Source organism: Paenibacillus sp. YAE3 (genome assembly GCF_057546105.1).
Map to the genome: position 1 here is coordinate 37,160 of NZ_BAAIYF010000008.1, position 17,645 is coordinate 54,804.

General features: G+C 47.0%; 17 protein-coding genes and 2 pseudogenes. 5 read left to right on the forward strand and 14 right to left on the reverse strand.

Annotation, left to right across the window (positions count from 1 at the left end; all coding sequences use genetic code 11):
• Positions 1–86: 86 nt before the first annotated feature.
• The 3 genes and pseudogenes from AC27KL_RS16365 to AC27KL_RS16375 form a co-directional block, all read right to left on the reverse strand.
• A complete protein-coding gene (locus AC27KL_RS16365) occupies positions 87–287 on the reverse strand; it encodes a hypothetical protein (protein WP_019537540.1) in 201 nt (66 codons plus the stop codon).
• 5 nt (positions 288–292) lie between these two features.
• A complete protein-coding gene (locus AC27KL_RS16370) occupies positions 293–682 on the reverse strand; it encodes a hypothetical protein (RefSeq protein ID WP_197186637.1) in 390 nt (129 codons plus the stop codon).
• Positions 683–757: 75 nt separating this feature from the next.
• Positions 758–1,021: pseudogene (locus tag AC27KL_RS16375) on the reverse strand (transposase); the annotation flags it as partial.
• 292 nt (positions 1,022–1,313) lie between these two features.
• Between AC27KL_RS16375 and AC27KL_RS16380 the strand changes: the two are divergent.
• Complete coding sequence (locus AC27KL_RS16380) at positions 1,314–1,583, forward strand: hypothetical protein (RefSeq protein ID WP_197186636.1); 270 nt, start codon at positions 1,314–1,316, stop codon at positions 1,581–1,583.
• A 734-nt stretch (positions 1,584–2,317) separates the two neighbouring features.
• On the opposite strand, the gene AC27KL_RS16385 is transcribed toward AC27KL_RS16380, so the two are convergent.
• The 4 genes from AC27KL_RS16385 to AC27KL_RS16400 are packed head-to-tail and all read right to left on the reverse strand — an operon-like array spanning position 2,318 to position 8,302.
• Positions 2,318–2,902, reverse strand: a complete 585-nt coding sequence (locus tag AC27KL_RS16385) for a hypothetical protein (RefSeq protein ID WP_339324193.1) — start codon at positions 2,900–2,902, stop codon at positions 2,318–2,320.
• Entirely contained in the window at positions 2,899–4,530 is a 1,632-nt protein-coding gene (locus AC27KL_RS16390) for a site-specific integrase (RefSeq protein WP_487170397.1), read from the reverse strand. Before AC27KL_RS16390 ends, AC27KL_RS16385 begins: the two co-directional genes overlap by 4 nt.
• On the reverse strand, positions 4,530–7,022 hold the full coding sequence (locus tag AC27KL_RS16395; RefSeq protein WP_487170398.1) for a helix-turn-helix domain-containing protein: 2,493 nt from the start codon (positions 7,020–7,022) through the stop codon (positions 4,530–4,532). The genes AC27KL_RS16390 and AC27KL_RS16395 overlap by 1 nt, the downstream gene beginning before the upstream one ends.
• Positions 7,023–7,042: 20 nt before the next feature.
• Positions 7,043–8,302 (reverse strand): hypothetical protein, encoded by a 1,260-nt coding sequence (locus AC27KL_RS16400; protein ID WP_339324190.1) that lies wholly within the window; start codon positions 8,300–8,302, stop codon positions 7,043–7,045.
• 186 nt (positions 8,303–8,488) lie between these two features.
• Here AC27KL_RS16400 and AC27KL_RS16405 point away from each other — a divergent pair, with 186 nt between their 5' ends.
• From AC27KL_RS16405 to AC27KL_RS16415, 3 genes and pseudogenes are all read left to right on the forward strand, one after another.
• Positions 8,489–8,932: a DinB/UmuC family translesion DNA polymerase gene (locus tag AC27KL_RS16405; protein ID WP_487170399.1), complete on the forward strand. Its 444-nt coding sequence runs from the start codon at positions 8,489–8,491 to the stop codon at positions 8,930–8,932.
• Positions 8,929–9,279, forward strand: a complete 351-nt coding sequence (locus AC27KL_RS16410) for a YolD-like family protein (RefSeq protein WP_212947023.1) — start codon at positions 8,929–8,931, stop codon at positions 9,277–9,279. Before AC27KL_RS16405 ends, AC27KL_RS16410 begins: the two co-directional genes overlap by 4 nt.
• 88 nt (positions 9,280–9,367) lie before the next feature.
• Positions 9,368–10,042: pseudogene (locus tag AC27KL_RS16415) on the forward strand (SOS response-associated peptidase).
• Positions 10,043–10,152: 110 nt separating this feature from the next.
• Here the strand turns inward: AC27KL_RS16415 and AC27KL_RS16420 are convergent.
• The 5 genes from AC27KL_RS16420 to AC27KL_RS16440 all read right to left on the reverse strand — a co-directional run bounded on the left by AC27KL_RS16420 (position 10,153) and on the right by AC27KL_RS16440 (position 15,917).
• Positions 10,153–10,554 carry a cupredoxin domain-containing protein gene (locus AC27KL_RS16420; protein WP_487170400.1) on the reverse strand — a complete coding sequence of 134 codons (402 nt, stop codon included), beginning with the start codon at positions 10,552–10,554 and terminating at the stop codon, positions 10,153–10,155.
• Between the two features lie 231 nt (positions 10,555–10,785).
• Positions 10,786–11,073 (reverse strand): stage VI sporulation protein F, encoded by a 288-nt coding sequence (locus AC27KL_RS16425; RefSeq protein ID WP_036707702.1) that lies wholly within the window; start codon positions 11,071–11,073, stop codon positions 10,786–10,788.
• Between the two features lie 66 nt (positions 11,074–11,139).
• Entirely contained in the window at positions 11,140–13,191 is a 2,052-nt protein-coding gene (gene recG / locus AC27KL_RS16430) for an ATP-dependent DNA helicase RecG (RefSeq protein ID WP_487170401.1), read from the reverse strand.
• Between the two features lie 15 nt (positions 13,192–13,206).
• Positions 13,207–14,064 carry a DegV family protein gene (locus tag AC27KL_RS16435; RefSeq protein ID WP_487170402.1) on the reverse strand — a complete coding sequence of 286 codons (858 nt, stop codon included), beginning with the start codon at positions 14,062–14,064 and terminating at the stop codon, positions 13,207–13,209.
• 53 nt (positions 14,065–14,117) lie between these two features.
• Positions 14,118–15,917, reverse strand: coding sequence for a DAK2 domain-containing protein (locus AC27KL_RS16440; protein WP_487170403.1), 1,800 nt, complete (start codon positions 15,915–15,917; stop codon positions 14,118–14,120).
• A 284-nt stretch (positions 15,918–16,201) separates the two neighbouring features.
• Here AC27KL_RS16440 and rpmB point away from each other — a divergent pair, with 284 nt between their 5' ends.
• Complete coding sequence (gene rpmB / locus AC27KL_RS16445; protein WP_081992147.1) at positions 16,202–16,390, forward strand: 50S ribosomal protein L28; 189 nt, start codon at positions 16,202–16,204, stop codon at positions 16,388–16,390.
• Positions 16,391–16,726: 336 nt separating this feature from the next.
• On the opposite strand, the gene spoVM is transcribed toward rpmB, so the two are convergent.
• Together spoVM and rpe are read right to left on the reverse strand one after the other, a co-directional pair.
• Complete coding sequence (spoVM, locus tag AC27KL_RS16450; protein ID WP_036707696.1) at positions 16,727–16,807, reverse strand: stage V sporulation protein SpoVM; 81 nt, start codon at positions 16,805–16,807, stop codon at positions 16,727–16,729.
• A 171-nt stretch (positions 16,808–16,978) separates the two neighbouring features.
• Positions 16,979–17,641 (reverse strand): ribulose-phosphate 3-epimerase, encoded by a 663-nt coding sequence (rpe, locus tag AC27KL_RS16455; protein WP_339324186.1) that lies wholly within the window; start codon positions 17,639–17,641, stop codon positions 16,979–16,981.
• Positions 17,642–17,645 lie beyond the last annotated feature (4 nt).

Sequence of the window (17,645 nt, forward strand, 5' to 3'; positions counted from 1 at the left end):
AAGCAGCTCTAGCAAACATGTCCGGAGCTGCTTTGTTCGTGCTCCCTGCATGCCTGATCATTCTATTTAAGGAAACACATCTAGGATCAATCAATTTCAATATCGATATAATGGCCACCTTTTCGTGCATGCTCATGCATTCTTATATATTTTAAGGCATGCTGAATACCCTTTATTTTCCCTTGAAGAAAGAGATCATCAGGATCACGCTGAAGTTCCAAACCTAGTTCCAACAAGTATGATTCTAAATATTCTATAAGGTGAAAAAATGATTGTTCTTCTTCCATATCTTTCAACCCCGATACTTATCTATTGCCCAACGTTCATTATATAGATTTTCAGCTTCTTCTATGGACATTTGATTCAGAAGCTGTTCAAACTCAAGAATGATCGCTGCTGCGTCCATTGAATCAACATATCCAACCTTATCGAATGCAGCTATTAACGCACCTGTCGCGTGTTTAATAGTAATCTGGTTGCTCAAAATATTAGAAAGAGCGTCTATAAACAATTCACTATTAGCAAACGCAGCTTTCTGGAGAAACGAATCATCATGCTTTAAAATGCCACATATGGATTCAAGATAATTTCTAAAGGTATCTCCACATGGGAGCTTTTGAATATGGCGATTTAAAATATCAATTAAAAAAGCGACTTTCTCACCGTCATTTAATAATGACATGTTTATTCGCCCCCGTTACCTTAATATTTGGCAGTGTCCCGTCAAGTGGTGTAAATTCTGCTGCATGACCCGGATTTACTTCTGCAAAAGCGTGGTGGATGTAAGCGGAAGTTGCTCCCATTTGACGATTTTCGCCATGGATTCGAGACTGAACGACGTGCGACGGTCCATTCATCTTGCTTCTCGATTAAGATGGCACCAATCAGTCGGATAACAGATTCCCATTTTGGAGAGATTCCTGTTGCGTCTGAACGTCGACGGATTTAAACGCTCTAATGGGCTGGTAAAATGAATTTGACGCCAATGCTCCCCAGAAAAAACCATGTAGGCCAGTACGTCACTTCACTTAGTAGAATTCATACCGTGGCTTTCCTTGTCAAGAAGCTCTGAGGATTTTTACACCACTACTATGGACTATAACATTTCAGTTGCTCTAATACACGGCTTTTTTTCATCCGTATGGGATTATAATAGGAGTATTTTATAAAATGACCTGCTATAATATGGATGTTTCGAGTGAAACAAGCGAACCTTACCAAAAGAGCGATCTTCGAGAAGGTGTCAACCTTACTCGATGGATCGCTCTTTTGGTTTATAATTGGGTTAAGTGGCGGAGAAGGGAGGATGTGGGATGGCGAGCCGTCGCGAGATGAATAGACGTTATGCTCAAGCGGTGATTTGTGAGCTTCAGCGATTAGGTTATTCAGGTGAACATGCAACGGACGTTTTTTTTCGTCATTACCGTGATATGAAGCGTACCTTTGGGCTTGAACCGAATGTACATGATTTTGCAATGTTAATCGATGAGTTTGAACGTGCAATGAATCGCAAGTATAATCCGAACGATCCAAATTCAATTTATGTCGGACATTTACGTGATCAATTGAAAAGGAAAAAATGATGGAATCAAGACGATGTGACTGAATGAAATGACTGCACATAACGAGTGTGTTATATCACGAGTTTAGAACTATGGTAAGTAACGAACGGTTTTTACGAAGCTCTTAGGAAATCGATAAGGTTGGATACCCTGAGCAACATATTTAAAATGTCCCCAGATGAAAAACATAAAGTTTGTAAAGAACGCCGGGATACTGGTAACACATATCGGGGGTGAAAGGACATTATTTTGGTGATGGCAAAACATGAATGCAGAAAAGAAAACTTGTTCTGATTGCCCGATGCAGGTATCTATTAAGGCATATTGCCGGGCTATTATTTCATTTATCATCAAATATCTTAGATCTACAGTCTCTAATCTTCAGCTATTTCTCTGAGAAACGACCATCTATGAGAAATTTTCAAAAAGAATCATCATAATTCAGATTCATGAATCATCGAGTCTATACGCCGAAAGGAAACGCGGCGCGGGTCTGCCTCAACTGGGTCAACTTTGGTCAACCATAAAAACCACGGTAGACCATCAATATTTCGAGTAGACCGTTGTCTACAGTGAAGAGTATTGAATATCCCAAACAGCGCAATCCACCAGTTATAACAAAACAAGCGATCCGTCGAGATAAAGGTTTGACCGCCGTCTCGAGGATCGCTTGTCCAGTGACCACGCTTAGTCACAATATCAATTATATCATAAGTTGTTGAATACCGCAGAGGGCAGAATATGCTGGCCTCACATCAATTATCAAATAATTCGGGATACATCTTCACAATATCCGCTTTTAAGGCTCGATCCTCAGTTTTTTTATTTATGGATATGATTTTTTCAAGCCCTTCTTCCTCTTGGAAGGTCTTATATGTGCTTTTGACCGCTACTTCGAGATACTGTTTTTTTAGTAATTTAATCTCGTTCTTGAGCGTTTTAATCCGCCCTTCTTTTAACGACAATTTAGCAACTAAGTCTTGGTTTTCCTGAAGAATTGTGTCATATTTCTTAGCCTTTTGATGCAAGGCATTGAGCATCTCATTATAGTGAGCTAATGCGTTAATCAAACCCGTTTTATTGTTCCAGTATGTTTCAACAAGCTCAACAACATTTGGTAAGGGAAGTGCACCATCAGTTCCTTCAACCTCCTGCTGCACTGGCTCGTTGAGCTTCGCTATTTGCTCTGACATTCTTCGTGTCCAAATAAATCGATTTATCCCGGTCTCTCTTTCCAAGATGGAAGGATTAATCTTCTTCCCTGGATTCTTTGAGATATATTTTAATAGGATGTCTTTTAATTGCTTATCTGTATATTTTGGCGGTGCTCCCTTTTTCACAATTCATCCTCCAGAAGGTGAGAATCGACCATTGCTTTTTGATCCATCAATCTCCTCAGTTCATTGCAGGCTGAGGATAGCTTTTCTTGGCCCGTTTGCTGATAAGTCAACGTTGTACAATCGTAATTCATTGATTTTGTGACATATCGAATGAGCTCCAATTGTTCCTTAATTCTGGTTTCCAGCAAATTAGAACAATCTTTCAGCCATGCCAATCCCTTTTGTTCGTCATCTGGCGAGAAAAGATAATATTCGCAAAAGCGGCAATCCCCGACCTGACAACGCGATGGGTGATCCGTACAATAGCCGTTTTCCACTTTGTATGTCTCTTGAAAATCATCAAGTCGGTAGATTTTACTTTTAGCAATTATAGCTTGAGTGCCAACATCCCAATTTGACCGCATTAATTTCTTACGGTTCATTCGAAGCATCTGCGCCGCGTGATGGACGAAAGATGAAGCGAAGTGATCCAAATGTTTATGATAATGCAATTGGGTTTCCAGTTGGTTATGCCCGCCTATACGGGCAATAGTTAGCATATTAAACCCTTGCAACATCATGTTGCAAAAGGCAAAGTGCCTGGTATCGCCAGGCTTTATTCTTTCTAAATCACCGTACTTCGGAGTAACGATTTCATCGTAAAATCGATCAATGATATTGATAAATTGGAAAGCGCCCATTTTCTCTCGCGCTTTTTCCTTCGTTTTTATTTTTACGTATTTCCGATATGCCTTATACGAGATCAAATAGTAGGATTCAGAATCGTAAGCTGATGTAAGTTGTTTATAATCCTCAATAAATTCAAAGACTTCTTGATTTATCTGGACAGTATCCGTTATCTCGAGTTTTCCCGGAAGGGTAGATTTCTTCTTTTTTCTCGGCAAAACCATCCAATATCTATCCTCATTATCTTTGAACGTGCAATCCCGGCGTAATGAATAAAATTCGACGGGGCGCATGGGAATGATACGGGTGATTCTCCACCATAACAAGAGTGGATAAAATTTCAATTTTTCTTCGTCAGTAGTACAGGTATTAAAATATTCATCTAAAGCATGATCGAAAAGCAGGATATCATGAAAATTGGGCAATTCGCGTACATTCGAGACTTTCGTATTAAAAATTGAACACAAATCGCTATACGCATCCGAATATGGGTGATTATAATAAGCAAGAAATTCCCTTATACTGGTGGCCATGGTAAACTGTTTATGCATCCCGAAACGGTTGAACGCATCTTCTAAATGTGATAAATAATCCGGTCGAAACCCCCGGGTAATTCGTATGGCTTCTTTTATTTTTGCTACATTTAGCCGAACGGTTTGTGCTTTAATGCCATTATATATTTTTTGTACTGTATAGCATTTTAAAGCCATGTTGACCTCGCCATAGAGTTCGCAATCAAAGCGGAAAAGAATTTTGCTAGATTCACCTTGGGTGGACCATAAGTCGCCTTCAAAAGCTCCTGTAACAATAACTCCTTTCTGTTGCAACTCTCTAAACATTTCTTTGTATTCGTGAAGATCATTTCGACTAAAGGTGATCAGCTCAATACTTTCCAAGATAGTTCGATCACTTAGTTCCTCTATGGTTTTTCTTCTGTGTAATGCCGAGTGGAATTTAGCCATTAAATTTCCTCACTAAGTAAATTTTGAATAGCAATCATCTTTTCCTTTAGATTGTTAAGATCAATAAAAGTTTGAACATAGGATCTGCCAAATTGCTGCATTGCCTGACTTAACAGATCCAGAATTTGAAACAAAAACTTGCGGTCCCTGACACGTACAGCGGGATATTTGGTATTTTGAATCGATGAAATTAAACGCTCAAGTTCATGTTGGATCGAAATCAGGATATAAACTTTTGGTATCGCGTTTTCACAATGTAGGCAACTTATAGCAGTTGGGGAAGTGCAATTTGGGTATGTCAAGCATTGTACATGCTGCAACTTGGCGGGCATCTCACCCTTATAAATTTTAAATAACAATGTGTTCAAGTCTTTTTCCGTAAGATTGGATAGTCGCAAAGCCAAAGATTGTTTGCTTTGTTGCTGCCGGATTAGGAAATAGCTAAGTTGTTCCAGTTGGTAAGGACTAAAATCATTTCGAAATTGTTCGATCAACACGGTGCTTTGCTCTAACTCTAGCTGCGGCGTGTTTGGCATAGAGAGACGAATAAGAAGATGATATAGCCATCCAAAATGCCCCCGGTTAAACAAATTCAGACTTACACGTTCTATAGAACCATCTTTGTTTACTGCTTGAATGTATGTTGCAGTCGAATTTTTATCGGTATGTCCTCTAATCCGTTGAGACAGTTCGTAAGCGATATCGGCATTCCCTTTTCCCTCTACGACACTGTAAAAGAAATAAGTTAAGAGAGTCCTATTCATTTTCCGACTTTGGAAATCAACAAGATCCGGACGCTTATCGAAAAATAACCGAAAATGGATTTTTTTTTCAAAATGGGTGAATCTTCTTCGTCCAAGTCTGACTAGTTGCTTATCATTTTCAATTCTACGATGAATTTCCGTGATCACAAGAACGGTAGCAGTGGGGACAATCATATCCTGATTGACGAGGAAATGCCCCAGAGCACCGGTCTTGTTAATATACATTCGTTCCACCCGTTTATACAGATGATTAATGACTGCTTGCGCTTGCTCTTGAGTGATTTTCGTTTCCCTGAGTTGGTCAAAAGTCTGCAAATTGCAGGCCTCCAGCGCAATATTCGGCATCTTAACAATGTCTGATGGTCTCCATGCATCAATGACATGCATTAAGACATATAGCCATGTTACAGCATAATCCCTACTTTGGATGGCCTGCTCAATGTGAATGTCGACATCCCGAACATAATTGTAATAAGCTAAAAATTGTTCCGGACTGTACATCTCCCTTTCTTCAACAGGAAGGGGAGTGACTGCATAACTTTTCGAGTATGAACATAACCCTTTGCCAGTGCAAAACTCCAAAAAGTAAATGAAATTACGTTTATCCCGAATCCCCATTTCTGCACTTCGAAAGATAATTTCTAATTGATCTGCATCCATTAAGAATACTTCTGTATTTAGCAAACGGAATAATCGCTTTAATGTGCTGATATACTCTAAGGCTTGATTGTGAATCGTATGGCTGTTGCCTTGGCTGCTATTGATTTTTAACGTTACAAATTCACGGTAGAGCGCAACTGTTTTTTGTAAAGTATCCGGTACATCCAGTTCAGCCAACCGAAATTCAAATAACTCAAGCGGTGTCGATTGTTGTCTTTTTCGTTCTCTTTCAATAAACCTGTTCGCCTCATCGGTTGGAACAATCCACTCGTTGTTGTGTTTTATACCTTTAGGTATCACGCCTGTTCGGATTAATTTAGTAATCCAGGCTTTGCTAACCTCTAACTGCGCAGCAATATCTGTTCCAGAAATATAATTGCTCGGAAAGGAACGAGACTCCTTATATTCCCTTAAAGACTCAACTGGAATAACCCATCCTGCGTGATGATACGGTATTTTTTGTTTTTTTGCACCGGGAAATGCCCCTTCTTTTGCCAAGGAATTAACGGCTGTTTTGCTAAGAGATAGTTCTTGTGCAGCTTGAGCAGCGGAGACGTATCCTTCTGGCGGCGATATCGATTTTAAATATTCGTCTATGCACTCCTTTCGGATGTAACGGACGCCATTGATGACTTCCACGCCCGATAAAATTTCTCTTAACACTAATTTTCTGATCCATGACTCACCTATGGATAAATATTCAGCGGCTTCCCGGAAGGAAAGGAATCCTTCAGGGGAGGAGGAAGACTGAATATACTCCTCTACAGAGATGGAAGGCACTATCCAAGAACCTCTATGTTTCTTTGCTCCAGCAAATGTCCCTCTCTTAATTAGTCTGCCAACCCAGAGTTCGGTAAGATTAAGTTGTTCGGCTATTTCAGCAATAGTTAGATATCCCTCAGGAATGTTTAACGATGCCTTGTATTCCTCTATGGCTTTGAGAGGGATTTGCCACGAACGATGTACTTTTATTGCGCCGGTAAGCACCCCCCTTTTCAACAAGCGTAGTAAGCTTTTATAGCCTATTTCTAATTTTTCTGCAGCTTCGGCTGGATTCAAATACGACATGTTTCTTATTCTCCAAAAATTCATTTTTTAATTAAATTTGGTAAGTAATCCTTATATAAATGTTGCATGCGGTCCTCAAGTTTTTTTCTCATTCGTTCCGTATTTCCTTGATAAACAAGAGATGATGCAAGATTGGAGTCACCTCTTGGCAAAGCAATATCGTATGGGTTATCAGCTTCTTCTGCTAATAGATTTGTAAATATGCCTCTGCCTAGATGAGTGGACCATTTATATTCTTCCAATTTGATAGCGTAAATCAGATCATCCGGATTTGAAGAATTCCTTAGTTGCTTCAAAAACTCTCTTTTTAATTTACTGAAGTATGCCCTGTAGCTTTGTCCCGACATGGCTTTGCCATCCCGATTTACAAATAACGCATCAGATCCATCCACAGGAGTATAATTTTCAATGTGGTTTCGATACAACTGTTGTAGCCAGTCTTGAATTGGAAAAACGATTTGTCTTCTTGGTTTTTTAACGCCACTTGCACCGGCACTATCTTTAATATCTGTTCTCAAGTTTCTTTTTTGTAGGCGAACCACTAAACCAAACTCTCCGAAAGAACCGATAGAATTTACATCGGATCTTCGAATGTTCACAAGCTCACCTTGTCTAATTCCACCAAAGCACTGCATATAAATCCCCAAAGCAATGGGATTCGCGATCTTCACAGCCAACTCGATCAAAGGCAAAATATATCGTTCAGGTAAATCATGAGCTATATGGCCTTGCCTATTTCTCGGCATAATGACACCTTTGAATGGGGAAACCGTATATTTTTGATTCGATTTACCGTAAAGGATCTTCTTTTTAAAGGCACTTTCGTCAACATGCTCCAACAGTTTTTTCTTCGCTAAGAACTCAAAGAATAGAGTTAAGGTTCTTTCCGCCTTTCTAACCGTCATTCTTGATTTTTCTTTTCTCGTCAAATTGTTCAAGAACTCTGTGGCATGAGAAAAGCGTAGTTCTTTTAATGAAGTAAGTTTGTATTTCATACGATTTTCAATAAGTATGTAATTTAAGAAAGCGCAGAGGTAATTAGCATGTAGTCTCTGAGAATTGTAAGCTCTGTATTTCCAATAATGAAAAATAAATTCCGTAAGAGGATGAACAGATAGTCTGCCGTTCATTTTATTTTGCAAAACGATCACAGCATGCCTGTTAACGACAGGCTCACTATCACGATGCCTTTTCCACAACTCAATTCCTACACTCTGCACACCAAAACGCAACTCATCAATTCTTCTTGAGAAAGGCACGATTGAACCACTATGGTCCATTTTATAACCCCCGAATCTATTTCAGCTTACAATTATGCTCATAGATTATCGTGACTGTAAAAATGTTACCATATCCATGTTATCGTGTTAAGACATCAATAATGCTCATAAAGAAAATACGAAAAAACAGCATAAACCCTAGATAAATCAAGGGTTTATACTGTTTATTAATGCACACATAAAATTATGCTCATAGTTTTACAGATACTGCTCGAGTTATGCGAAGCGGTCGGCCGGCGCTGCCGGGAAAAAGGGCTGATGGGTTTTGTCGTCAACGTGGGCTGTCAGGGGGCCGATTTTGACCGTCCCACCGGTTTTTCAAGGCAGATGAAGCTTACGGACCCGACGAACATTACCGACGAAATTTACGATGCCGCCTGCCTGCTGTTCCAGCGCCATTGGAACGGCCTTCCCGTCCGCAAAATCGGGATCTCTTTAACCGATCTTCGCCCGGACTCCCTGATCCAGCTGACGCTGTTCGGAGACCGGGACCGGAAGCGGAATTTGGAACGCGCGACGGACGGGATCAAAAGCAGGTTCGGCGAAACCGCGATCCTCCGCGCCTCCTCGCTTCAAGCGGCCGGCCAGGCGCAGGATCGCTCGCTTCGGATTGGAGGACATTACAAATGAGCAAAAAACTTCAAGGCAACGGCTTATTCGAGTCGTCCCGGATGATGCTGCCGGAACACCGGGAAGCATATATCCGGCACCAGCAGCGGCTCGTGCGCCGCACGCCCCCGCTGATCGACCCGCAGGCCGCCGAGGAGATGGCCGCGGTGTTGACGGGGGCGTTATACGGCGGTTCACGCGTGACGATTACGCTTTTTGGCGATCCGCAAGATATCCGGCTTACGGGCCGGGTGCTTCGGATCGATCCCGTCCGGCGGCAAATCCGGATCAAAGAACACGAAGACGATTACCCCCAGTGGATTCCTTTGGACCAAATCATCGGTGCGGTGGCGGAATCGGACGTGTAGCGGTAAACTAAAGGAAAGGTTGCCGGCCCCCCTCCCTCTGCTTTCGGCAGCACCGAAGGGGGCCGGCGTAAATGAGGAGAGATGCCGCATGTGCGGACGATTTACGCTGGTCGTATCGCTGGAGGAGCTGCTGCTCAGGTATGAGCTCGATCCCTGATATGCCGTGCCTTATCACCGGCCGCAGTATAATATTGCGCCGACGCAAATGGTATTATCCATTATCCACGACGGGACCCGCCTTCGGCTCGGCGAGCTGAAATGGGGTTTGGTGCCGTCCTGGGCCAAAGATCCCGGGATAGGAAGCCGGATGATCAATGCCCGCGGCGAAACGCTGTTGGACAAGCCCGCTTATCGCATCCCTTTTGAGCGAAAGAGATGCCTGATTCCGGCCGACGGCTTTTACGAGTGGCAGAAAACGGCCGGCGGCAAACAGCCTTACCGGATCAAGCTCAAAAGCAGCGACTTGTTCAGCATGGCCGGACTATACGATATTTGGGTGCAGGAGGACGGAACGAAAATCGCGACCTGCACCATCATCACGACGAAACCCAACGAGCTGATGGAGCCGATTCACGACCGTATGCCCGTCATTTTGCGGCCGGAAGACGAGCTGCGCTGGGTGCAAAGGGGCCAGGCCGATCCGAGGGAGCTTCAGCAGCTGCTCGTGCCGTATCCGGCGGACGAAATGGAAGCCTATCCCGTCAGCACGGCCGTTAATTCGGTCAAAAACGATTCACCGCTCTGCATCGAAAAAAGCTCGTGACGCGTATATTGCAAAGCGGCCAAGCTGGAGGGCCGACAAACCAAAAAGACCGTCCCTCAGCCTTGAGAAAGGCTGCCCGACGGTCTTTTTCTTTTGGCTATGACGCCGATTTATTCGACGATGATTTTGCCGACCATGTTGTCATGGCCCGCGCCGCACATCACGGAGCAGTGGAATTCGTGTTCTCCCGGTTTATCGGCCGTAAATTCGGCGGAGCCGTCCTTTTGCAGGTTGACTTTAAAGTCGGGAATTTCCAGGCCGTGGGCGCCTTCTTTATTGACGAGCGTAATCTTCACTTTATCTCCCTTTTTGACCCGGATTTCCGCAGGCTCAAATTGGAAGTTGGTTGCCGTCACTTTAATGTCCTGAGCTCCCCCTGCTGCGCCTCCCGTTGTTCCCCCCGTGGTACCTGCGTTGTTGTTGCCCGCGGTGTTGTTATTCGTTTTGCTGCCGCAGGCGCTGAGCGCAAAAACGAGCAGCAGGGTAAGTCCCAATGTCATCCATTTCTTCATGCCTTTGACCTCCTGGGTATAAATAATGATGAATCGAACACGAATTGCTAATGCATCATGTCAGTCAGGCTTCTTCGCATGCTCGAATGTCGCGAAATCCTGAACAACGGCTGCCTTCCACGTCATTATTTTTGACCGCGGCAGGACCAACTATGCAAACAAAAAGACCTATGAGGAAAATACCAGCACGCGGTATCCCCTTATAGGCCTTTTTTGGCGTTTCGACTCCCATCAACGGAACATGCCCCAAAGCTTGATCAAATGGAAGGTGTTATTCGGATCAATCCGCTGCGCCAGCACAAACCGTATGATTTGCTGCTCTTCAGCAGAAGATAAAGGTTCCTTAAGTATTCCCGACGCCGATTTCACAAGACGCTGAACCTTTGCCGGATCCTGCAGGTCGAACTTGCTGACGCCTTCCAGAATGCCTTTGATCCGCTCTTTGGTCGCCGGATTTTTCATTTTTTGCTTGACTCTTGCCACTAATGCAGGACTGATTCCATACTGCTGATAACCCAAAACATTGGCACCTCCCGTCAAATTCCAATTCAACTAAGTATATGACGGGGGGCCAGTCCCATGTGCCTAATCTACCAAATCTCCCTGAAATATCTGTTCCTGCTGCAGATAGTCCCGGAGTCCGGCATACGCCGGGGACGTCCAAAACTCGCTGTCCGCCACGAGCCGGGACGCATCGTCCCGCGCCTTTTCGAGCACCGCGAAATCGCTGACCATGTCGGCAAGCCGGAATTCCGGCAAACCGCTCTGTTTCGTTCCGAAAAAATCGCCCGGGCCTCTCAGGTCCAAATCCCGGCGCGACACCTCAAAACCGTCGTCCGTTTCCGTCATGACGTTCATCCGTTCCTGCCCGACTTCGGACTTCGGATCGGCAATCAGGATGCAGTAGGAGGCGTGCTGACCGCGACCGACTCTGCCGCGCAGCTGGTGAAGCTGGGACAGACCGAAACGGTCGGCGTCCATGATGACCATCAGCGTGGCATTCGGCACGTCCACCCCTACTTCCACGACCGTCGTGGAGACCAGCAGCTGAACTTCGTTTGCGTTAAAGGACCGCATCACTTCTTCTTTTTCGGCCGGCGTCATCCGGCCGTGAAGCAAACCGACCCGATAATTCGGGAATGCCTGCTGCATTTGGATGTGCAGGTCGATCGCATTCTGCACATCCAATTTTTCGGACTCCTCGATCAAAGGGCAAATGAGATAGGCCTGCCGGCCTTGGTCTATTTCCTTGGAAATAAACTTAAGCACGCGGTCCATCATGTCATGTTTCACCCAGTAGGTGGTGATCGGAATCCGGCCTTTAGGCCGCTCCGATAACGTCGAAACGTCCATGTCGCCGAAAGCGGTAATCGCCAGCGTCCGCGGAATCGGCGTGGCGGTCATCGTCAGCACGTCGGGGTTGTAGCCTTTTCGCCGCAAAATGCTGCGCTGATTGACCCCGAACCGGTGCTGTTCATCCGTGACGACCAGGCCCAGCTGACGAAAAAACACATCCTCCTGGATCAGCGCATGCGTGCCCACCACGATATCGGTCATGCCCATTTGCAGCGAAGCAAGCAGATCTTTGCGTTTGCGCCCGGTCACGCTGCCGGTCAGAAGCCCTACCGTAATGCCAAACGGTTCAAACAGCTTTTGCAGGGAACGCATATGCTGCTCGGCCAAGATTTCGGTCGGCACCATCAGCGCACCTTGAAACCCGGAACGGACCGCCCCGTATAAAGCGATCGCGGCAATGACGGTTTTGCCCGAACCGACGTCGCCCTGCAGCAGCCGATTCATGCAGTACGGGGAACGCATATCCTGCAAAATCTCCAGCTCCACCTTCTTCTGCGCGTCCGTCAGCTCAAACGGCAGGCTCCGCACGAATTCGCGCATCGTTTTATTGTCAACGGTATGCACGATGCCGTCCATCCTGCGCCGGTTCAGCGCCCGGTAAGCATGCATTTTCAGTTGGAACAAAAACAACTCCTCGTAAACCATGCGTTCCCGGCCCTGCTGCCCTTCCCGCGAATCCTGCGGTTGATGGATCGTGGCGATCGCCCTTTTTCGCGGCATAAAATCGTATTTTTGCATGAGGGCAGGCGGAAGGATTTCCGGAATCATGTCCCCGTATTGGGTTAACGCTTGTCCGATCGTTTTGCGCATCCACGCTTGCGTGATCTTCCCGCCGACCGAATAGACCGGCTGCAGCGTTCCGCTGCGCCAGGCCCCTTGATCCGGAAATTCCGATTCCGACACGGTAAGCTGCATGCGCTTCTGGTCCCATTTGCCCACAAGCACGATTTCCCGTCCGCTCGTCAGCTGGTCGCGCAAAAAATGCCGGTTGAACCAAACGGCGGTAAACATCCACTGCTCGGCCATCACTTTGCACGTCAGCCTCGATTTCCGCCCGTAGCGCTGCAGCACCGGAACGCCCATAATTTTGGCTTGAATGGTGATTTTGTCGCCGTCCTTCACTTCGCTGAGCGAGCGCAGGCGGTAATCCTCGTAACGAAAAGGATAATATTCAAGCAAATCTTTTACCGTAAAGATGCCAAAGGCGTGAAGCTCTCCTTCTTTGAGAGCACTCACGCCGCGCACCTGACGGATTGAAATTTGATCCAAACTAAGACTCATTTCCCATCCCTCATTTTAATTCGGCCAGATAAACACGGCCAGCGTTCCGGGACCGACATGGGTGCCGACAACCGGACCAACATTGGTCAGCACGACCTCACCAAGGTTGTAATGCCGCGACAGTTCCTCGAGCACCGGATCGGCCGAAGCCGGGTCCGCCGTATGGCCTACAGCCACGTTAATGTTTCGGATCCCGCCTAAATCTGCCTGAAAACGTTCGATCATGCGGGATATCGCTTTTTTGCGGCCTCTAACCTTTTCCACCGCATAAATGATCCCTTCTTCATCGATGGAGAGAATCGGTTTGATGTTCAGCAGGTTGCCGATGACGGCAGCCGCTTTGCCGATCCGCCCGCCCTTTTGCAAATATTCGAGCGTATCGACGAGAAAATACAGCTTGCGCTGCCGGCGAACCTGTTCCACCGCATCCAGAATCTCCGCCGCGCTTTTCCCTTCGGCGGCAAGCCGGGCCGCATGAACGACAAGAAGCCCAAAGCCGTAAGAAGCCGATTTGGAATCCACGACATGAATGGAAGGCGGATCATCGAGCATCGACTTGGCCAGCAGCGCCGACTGGTACGTCCCGCTGAGCCCTGACGAAATGTGAAAAGAAATGATCGGGCTGTCCGGAAACATGTTCATCAAATTTTGGTAAGCTTCGATATAATCGGCGGGAGAAGCCTGCGATGTCGTAGGCAGCTGCTCCGATTGCACAAGCCTTTTATAAAACACTTCGGCCGAAATGTCGACGCCGTCCTCAAAAGTTTCCTCGCCGAACATAAGGCGAAGCGGAACGACGTGAATGTCGTATTTATTGACCAGTTCCTCCGGTATGTCAGCGGTGCTGTCCGTCACAATGACCGGATGAGCCATGCGTGTGGCCTCCTTTAGAGGTTTATTCTAAACCTTACCTGTGTAAAACTTAATTAGGGTTCGACGGAGAAAAGATAATAATACACCGGCTGTCCGCCTTGATGAACCTCGACCTCCGCGTCCGGATAATTCTCGCCGATCCAGTCCGCAAGCTCCGCGGTCAGGCTGGAATCCGTTTGTTCTCCCGCGAGTACCGTCACGATTTCGTCGCCGCTGATCAGCATTTTGGACAAAAGCTCCTGGCATGCAGCCAAAATGCTGTCGGCAGCCGTTACGATCTTCGAGTTCTCGATGCCGATATATTGCCCGGCCTTGATGTTGATGTCGTCGATTGCGGTATCGCGCACCGCATGGGTGACCTGCCCGGATTTGACCCGCGCGATCGCATCCATCATGCTGCCGGTGTTCGTATCCGAAGTTTCTTCTTCGGAAAACGCAAACGCGGCCGAAATTCCCTGCGGAATGCTCTTGCTCGGAATGACCGTGACGCTGCGCTCGTCCTCAAGCAGCTCCCGTGCCTGTTCCGCGGCAAGCACGATATTGGAATTGTTCGGCAAAATATAAACATGCTGCGCCGAAATCGAGCGGACCGCTTTGACGAAATCCTCCGTGCTCGGGTTCATCGTTTGTCCGCCGGACAACACGACATCGACGCCGAGGCTCTTGAAAATATCGGCGATGCCTTGGCCTGAAGCGACGGCGATAAAGCCGTAAGGCGCCAGTTCATCCGCCGGAGGCGTCGCAGGTGCCTGCTCGCGCGAATGTTCGACAGGATCGGCCGGCAAGCCGGCGAACAACTCGGGCATAGGCGCAATATCGAGGCCCGTCGTCAACAGGTCCCGGTGCTGCTCACGCATATTCAAAATATGGATTTGCGTAATTTCGCCGTAACGAAGCGCCAAATTCAGCACGTCGCCCGGCGCTTTGGAATGGACATGAACCTTGATCAGTTCGTCGTCCGCAATGATAATGATGGAATCCCCATTTATTGACAACGCTTTCCGGAATTCATCCTCGTCGAATGATGCCGCTTGGCCGCCAAGCTGACGGTTGATGAAAAACTCCATATCGTATAAATATTCGATGTCTTCGGTTTCGATTTTGGATTGGGCCAGCTCCGGCCGTTCCGCAAACGCGTGCGCAGCGGAGTTCAAAACCGCCGATGCCGCCTCCGGCTTCGCAGCCGCCGGTGCTTGTCTTGCGATCGCGGCGCCCGCAAACTCGGCATTCCCCTGGATTCCCTTCAGGTAACGGAGGAAGCCTTCATAAATATATACAAGACCTTGTCCCCCCGAATCCACGACGCCGACCTGCTTCAGTACAGGCAGCATCTCCGGCGTCTGGGATAACGTCTCCTGCGCCTTGAGAAGCACCTGCTCCATCAGCTCGGTAACGTCATTCGTCCGCCGCGCGCAAAATACGGCATGTTTGGCAGCCTCCTTGGCAACGGTCAAAATCGTGCCTTCCACAGGCTTCACGACGGCTTTATACGCAGCGTCCACGCCCGTTTGCAGGGCGGCTGCAAACTGCATTGCATTCAGTTCATCGTAAGGCGCGGCATAGCGGCCAAACCCCCGGAAAAGCTGGGATGTGATAACGCCGGAGTTTCCGCGCGCACCCATCAGCAGTCCTTTGGACAAAACCCCCGCACTGTGTCCGATCGAGTCGGAATGATTTCTTTTTAACTCAGTCACACCTGCGCTCATCGTCAGATTCATGTTCGTTCCCGTGTCGCCGTCCGGCACCGGAAATACATTAAGAGAATTGACATGCTCTGCATGCTGCTGCAGCTGCTCCGCTCCGGCCAATACCATTGCGGTAAAATCTGTCCCATTCAAAGAACGCTTACTCAATGATAAATCCCCTTCCTAGCTTGATCCCTAGCTAATGGCGTCCTTATACATACGTCGTATCCGCGTTTTCGTTTCGCCAATTTCGTTCATGATTTTACAAAATTCCCGATAATGCATATATAATGAAGCGTCCCATATTAAACCATTATGGGCTATTCATCATTGTACTATAAGAGACACCAGAAATAAATGTTTTTGGCTGGCGGTTGACGAAGCATTTTTTGCTGTGATATGATATACAAGTATTGTTTTATGCAGGTGTTTGGAACAAGGAGGTGTAATCTATGTCTCGCAAATGTTATGTGACTGGCAAGAAGCCAGGAAGCGGTAACCATGTATCTCACGCTAACAACCGTAACCGTCGTTCTTGGGGCGTGAACGTGCAAAAAGTTCGTATTCTTGTTGACGGCAAACCTAAGCGCGTTTATGTGAGCACTCGTGCGCTCAAATCCGGTAAAGTTACCCGCGTGTAATTCGTCGTACTTACGTTATGAAAGTCGCGCCCTGCGCGGGGGTTTTTCTTGCGAATACAGAATCGTCGCATGCTGCGCAGCTTGAGGCCCTGCATTCTGTATTCTTAAGAAAACGTCTTTTTACCGAAGACGAACCGCTTACAGGAGGCGGAATCTATAACTTTAGACAAGCCTCCGGACGATTTACACTTTCTTAGACCTTAAGAATAGCATATAAGCAAAAAGCACCTTGTTTAACAGCAGGTGCTTTTTTAATGCCTTTGGCCCTATTCGGTGTGAATCATGCCGCCTTGCGTCAGAGGTTTTTTTGCATCAGCGGCATACCATAAGGAGTCTTCAGCTTTTATGAAATGTGTTTAAAAGAGCTTTTACGAATCCTCCCAAAAACTTTGGCAGCTTAAACGTATAAAATTTCATATTCCACCCTCCCCATATTCTCATGTTTATCGCGTATGGTATGCCTTTAGCGCGTTCACTGCAGAAACGAACAAAAAAAAGGTTACATGAGAACCCTGCTCATGTAACCAATGTATGCACCAAAAGCATGACCTATGACACAGGCAGACAAGTGAAACCGCCCAGATCCGTTTATCCCTTTTGCGCGCTGGAACGGATGGCCCGAATGGCCGCTTCGCGGTCCTCTTTGCCGTAAACGGCGCTGCCTGCGACCAACACGTCCGCGCCGGCCTCCGCAACCAGAGGCGCCGTTTCGCTCGTAATGCCGCCGTCGACCTCGATATGGACGTCAAAACGCGAAGCTTCGTTCAGCCATTGGCGAATCTGGCGGATTTTATGGACCGTACGCGGAATGAAGGCTTGTCCTCCGAAACCCGGGTTAACGGTCATGACAAGCACCAAGTCCACGTCCTCCAGCACTTCCTGGATGGCCGAAGCCGGAGTGGCCGGGTTGATGGCGACCCCGGCTTTGATTCCGTGTTCCTTGATCATATGAATGACCCGATGCAAATGCGTGCAAGCCTCGGCATGAACGGTAATTACGTCTGCGCCGGCTTTGACGAAATCAGCGATGTATGCCTCCGGACGCTCGATCATTAAATGAACGTCGAGAGGCAGGCTCGTATGCGGCTTGATGGCGCTGACGATGGCCGGCCCGAGCGTGATGTTCGGAACGAAATGCCCGTCCATGACATCCACGTGGATCCAGTCCGCTCCTCCCGCTTCCGCAGCCGCTACCTCCGGCCCCAACCGGGCAAAATCTGCTGACAATATCGATGGCGCTATTTTAATCATTTCC

What these genes read in the sequence shown, in the direction of transcription:
- AC27KL_RS16400 (WP_339324190.1), bottom strand. Translation starts at nt 8,302, where the DNA reads ATGGACCATAGTGGTTCAATCGTGCCTTTCTCAAGAAGAATTGATGAG.
- AC27KL_RS16420 (WP_487170400.1), bottom strand. Translation starts at nt 10,554, where the DNA reads ATGAAGAAATGGATGACATTGGGACTTACCCTGCTGCTCGTTTTTGCG.
- rpe (WP_339324186.1), bottom strand. Translation starts at nt 17,641, where the DNA reads ATGATTAAAATAGCGCCATCGATATTGTCAGCAGATTTTGCCCGGTTG.
- AC27KL_RS16380 (WP_197186636.1), top strand. Translation starts at nt 1,314, where the DNA reads ATGGCGAGCCGTCGCGAGATGAATAGACGTTATGCTCAAGCGGTGATT.
- AC27KL_RS16365 (WP_019537540.1), bottom strand. Translation starts at nt 287, where the DNA reads ATGGAAGAAGAACAATCATTTTTTCACCTTATAGAATATTTAGAATCA.
- AC27KL_RS16405 (WP_487170399.1), top strand. Translation starts at nt 8,489, where the DNA reads ATGCTCATAGTTTTACAGATACTGCTCGAGTTATGCGAAGCGGTCGGC.
- AC27KL_RS16395 (WP_487170398.1), bottom strand. Translation starts at nt 7,022, where the DNA reads ATGTCGTATTTGAATCCAGCCGAAGCTGCAGAAAAATTAGAAATAGGC.
- AC27KL_RS16435 (WP_487170402.1), bottom strand. Translation starts at nt 14,064, where the DNA reads ATGGCTCATCCGGTCATTGTGACGGACAGCACCGCTGACATACCGGAG.
- AC27KL_RS16410 (WP_212947023.1), top strand. Translation starts at nt 8,929, where the DNA reads ATGAGCAAAAAACTTCAAGGCAACGGCTTATTCGAGTCGTCCCGGATG.
- spoVM (WP_036707696.1), bottom strand. Translation starts at nt 16,807, where the DNA reads ATGAAATTTTATACGTTTAAGCTGCCAAAGTTTTTGGGAGGATTCGTA.
- recG (WP_487170401.1), bottom strand. Translation starts at nt 13,191, where the DNA reads ATGAGTCTTAGTTTGGATCAAATTTCAATCCGTCAGGTGCGCGGCGTG.
- AC27KL_RS16370 (WP_197186637.1), bottom strand. Translation starts at nt 682, where the DNA reads ATGTCATTATTAAATGACGGTGAGAAAGTCGCTTTTTTAATTGATATT.
- AC27KL_RS16390 (WP_487170397.1), bottom strand. Translation starts at nt 4,530, where the DNA reads ATGGCTAAATTCCACTCGGCATTACACAGAAGAAAAACCATAGAGGAA.
- rpmB (WP_081992147.1), top strand. Translation starts at nt 16,202, where the DNA reads ATGTCTCGCAAATGTTATGTGACTGGCAAGAAGCCAGGAAGCGGTAAC.